This is a genomic window from Agromyces humi, assembly GCF_009720255.1.
Classification (GTDB): Bacteria; Actinomycetota; Actinomycetes; order Actinomycetales; family Microbacteriaceae; genus Agromyces; species Agromyces humi.
Window position 1 is genome coordinate 1 of sequence record NZ_WJSP02000395.1, and the last position, 3,248, is coordinate 3,248.

2 protein-coding genes and 1 pseudogene are annotated in these 3,248 nt (G+C 71.2%); 1 reads left to right on the forward strand and 2 read right to left on the reverse strand.

Going from position 1 to position 3,248, the window contains the following annotated elements:
• Nucleotides 1–429: 429 nt before the first annotated feature.
• Together GH736_RS19725 and GH736_RS19730 are read right to left on the reverse strand one after the other, a co-directional pair.
• On the reverse strand, nt 430–2,142 hold the full coding sequence (locus GH736_RS19725; protein ID WP_159606365.1) for a hypothetical protein: 1,713 nt from the start codon (nt 2,140–2,142) through the stop codon (nt 430–432).
• A 226-nt stretch (nt 2,143–2,368) separates the two neighbouring features.
• The gene (locus GH736_RS19730) at nt 2,369–2,971 is read right to left on the reverse strand and encodes a nucleoside/nucleotide kinase family protein (RefSeq protein WP_159606367.1); all 603 of its coding nucleotides are present in this window, start codon (nt 2,969–2,971) and stop codon (nt 2,369–2,371) included.
• Between the two features lie 47 nt (nt 2,972–3,018).
• On the opposite strand from GH736_RS19730, the pseudogene GH736_RS19735 reads away from it, so the two are divergent.
• Nucleotides 3,019–3,248: pseudogene (locus GH736_RS19735) on the forward strand (A/G-specific adenine glycosylase); the annotation flags it as partial.

A 3,248-nucleotide genomic window follows, 5' to 3' on the forward strand; every position in this document is an offset into this window, starting at 1 on the left:
CAGCGCGGCCGCGATGCGGCGGACGAGGGTTCGGGATCCGGGGCGCGATCGCGCACCGGGATCGCCCGGGGCAGCGTGCGCCGACCCGGCGCGGGGCTTGCTCATGCGGTCTGTCTCCATCGATCGATCCGGCGCACGGCGAACCGGTGGAGGACACGATGGCGCGCCACGACGGCGCAGAAGCGGCGGCGCGAAGGGGCATGCGCAACCGTCAGGATTCGGGTACTCGGGTGGAGCAGGGGGGTTCGCAGGGCCGGAGGGGCTGGCTGTATCCACCAGTATGTCGGTTTCGGCGAGCTTGTGTACCCCGTTTTCCACGAAGGGGGACAATTGTCCCCCTTTTTGGGGACCGAACCCTCCGTTTCGCCGCGGTCCGATGGCGAAGCGGGGGTTCGGCGCCAGGCCGAACCCCCGCTCAGGAGCCGCGGATCAGGCCCGGCGTCGCATCCGCGCCGTCAGGACCACGCCACCGCCGAGCGCCACGAGGGCGCCCGCGACGACGATGAAGACGCTGCCGTCGAAGCCGGTCGAGGCGAGGCCGCTCGGGTCACCGCTCGCCGTCGTGGCCGATCCGGCGCCGCCCCCGGGCGTGCCGGACGGCGTGGGAGCGAGGTCGCAGTCGGGCGTCGCCTCGGGGTAGGCGAGGTCGACGTCGACCTCGGGGTTCACCGCGAGCGTCACCTCGGTGAGGTCGCGCGTCCAGGCGAAGTTGCCGTCGGTCTCGACCCACGTGCCGTCCTCGAGCTGCTCCCAGCCGGGCCAGCCGGTGGGGGTCACCTCGTCGGCGGCCACGGAGGCTCCGGGCCAGAGGACCATGCCCGACAGCTTCCCGTCCTCGAGCTCGCCGAGGACGATCGTGTGGGTCTGCTCACCGGCGGTGAAGACGAGGCGGGCCGTGTTGCTCGTCGACCGGTGCTGCGGGTCGTCGAGGGTCAGGCTGTACGTGATCCACGGGGCATCCGCGATGCACTCGCCGGTGGCGACGACACCGGTGAGCTTCGGCTCGATGACGTCGATCGGGGCATCCGCGTCGAACGTGTAGTCGACGCAGCCCAGCGTGATCTTCGTGATGACGCCGTCACCGAGCACGCCCGAGCCGAGCGAGTAGCCGACCGCCTTGACGACGGCGTTCGGGAACGCAGCAAGCCACTCCTGGGCCGTGCCGAACCAGTTCGAGCCGTTGCCGCCGCCGGTGTGCGGGGCGATCGCCTTGACGGCGTCGGCCGCGCTGCCGGTCAGCCACCAGTTCTCGCCGTAGACCTTCTCGCCGACGAGGATGCCGTCGGGCGTGCCGTCGGCGTCGAAGTCGACGACGAGCTGCAGGCCGGGCTCAGGACCGGTCGTGGTGGTGTAGTCGAGCGATGCGTCGATGGTGCGCGTTCCGAGGCCGGCGAGCGGGAGGTTCGTCGGGAAGTAGCCGGCGGCCTTGTCGGTCGTCGTCGTGCCCTCGGTCCAGATGCGGAGTCCACCGGCGACGAGTTCGTTGTGCCCGGTCGCACGGGTCTCCGTCAGGTTCCACGTCACGAGGTCGGTGGTGTGCACGTTCGTGTAGGCGGTGCACTGGGTCAGGACCGGCGGCTCGTCGCACGCAGCAGTCGTGAACGAGAACTCGAACGTCCTGGTGGTGCCGCCGCCGACGAAGGTCTTGCCACCGAGCGCGGTCACGGTGACCGTCGCCGTGTTGCCCGAGATCTCGCCACCCGACCAGTCGAGGTCGGTCGTGTCCGCAGGCACGACGACCTCGTCCTTGTCGACGCCGCAGAGATCCAGGGCATCGGGCTTCGCCGGGACCTGGAGCTCCTCGACCGTCGGGACGTCGATGTAGTGCACCGCGTAGTGGCTCACCGAGTCCTTGTCGGGGTGGTCCACCGTCACGGAGGGCATCGGCGGGTCGACCGTGACGAGGTAGCTCGTGGTGCCGGCCTTGACGCAGTTTTCATCGATGAGCTTGCCCTCGGGCGCTGTGACCAGCACCGTCTCGGGGCTGCCGACGGTGTCGATCTTGTCGGTGCCGTTCGGCGCGTAGCTCTCGCAGATGAACTCGGGCTGGTCGGCCTGGGCGGGCATCACGGCGGTGCCGAGCGCGAGCGCGAGCGCTCCTGCTGCGGCCGCCGCTGCCACGAAGGCGCGGGGGATCCTCATCGGTGGGTTCTCCTGGTGGTCGGGTAATGGGCACGACGCACCGAGGCTCCGGATACCGCATCGAGCACGGTTCGGGCCGTGCGCGCGCGAGGTCGGGTGACGACCGGAGTTTCGGGTTCGTGCCGGGGGGTGGGGCGGGTGTGCTCAAGTATGTCTGAACCGGAGGGTCGATCCCGCTGATTTCGGGCCCCGGGACGCGGCCACTCCCCCGAACTGGGGGCACCGATCAGCAGCTGTCGAGGAAGCGGCGCCGCGGATGCGCCGGATCACGGTCGTCGACCACGGCGGATGCCACGAGCCGAGGGTCGTCCTCGGCGTAGGCGATGACGTCGGCGGGGTCCTCCGGTTCGCCGTCGAGCGCGATCCGGAAGTCCCAGAGGTCGGCCAGCCGGCGACGCAGCACGAACCGCCCGTCGAGCACGAGCACCGCGTCGGCGGGGCCGGTCAGCCACTTCGGCTCCACCCAGGCGTCGCGCGACGGATCGAACACCGCGGTGACGAACGCGGTCGAGCCGCCCATGCGGAACGGCTCGACGAGCACCCGTCGGAGGGCCGCCTCGTCGAAGCCGTACCGGTAGTACCGCATGGGGGTGTCGTCGCCGAACGCGCCTTGAGCGGCCCGCGAGCGATGGAACCGCTCCATGCTCGCCCGGAACACGCGGTGACCTCGCTCGCGGAGCACCGCGGCGAGGTCGTCGGCGAACTGCGTCTTGCCGCTGCGGAGCGGCCCGTCGATGGCCACGATCATGCGGCCGCGCCCGTACTGCTGCAGGATCTCGTCGGCGATGCCGCGCAGGAATGCGACGCGAGGCGTGGTCACGAGCTCCATGGTGCGAGCCTAGCCGCGCGGCATCCGGCCCGACATAGGCTGAGGGGATGCCCCGGCCCGCCTCGCCCGACCTCGCCGGCCCGCTGAACGCCTGGTTCGCGGATGCCGCGAGGCCGTTGCCGTGGCGAGCGGCGGAGGTGTCGCCGTGGGCGGTGCTCGTGAGCGAGTTCATGCTGCAGCAGACCCAGGTGGCGCGGGTCATCCCGCGCTGGGAGGCGTGGATCGACCGCTGGCCGACCCCCGCCGCGCTCGCCGCCGAGCCGCCGTCCGAGGCGGT

Bases quoted from the DNA above. Each gene is read 5' to 3' on its own strand.
- GH736_RS19725 (WP_159606365.1), bottom strand. From the start codon at position 2,142: ATGAGGATCCCCCGCGCCTTCGTGGCAGCGGCGGCCGCAGCAGGAGCG.
- GH736_RS19730 (WP_159606367.1), bottom strand. From the start codon at position 2,971: ATGGAGCTCGTGACCACGCCTCGCGTCGCATTCCTGCGCGGCATCGCC.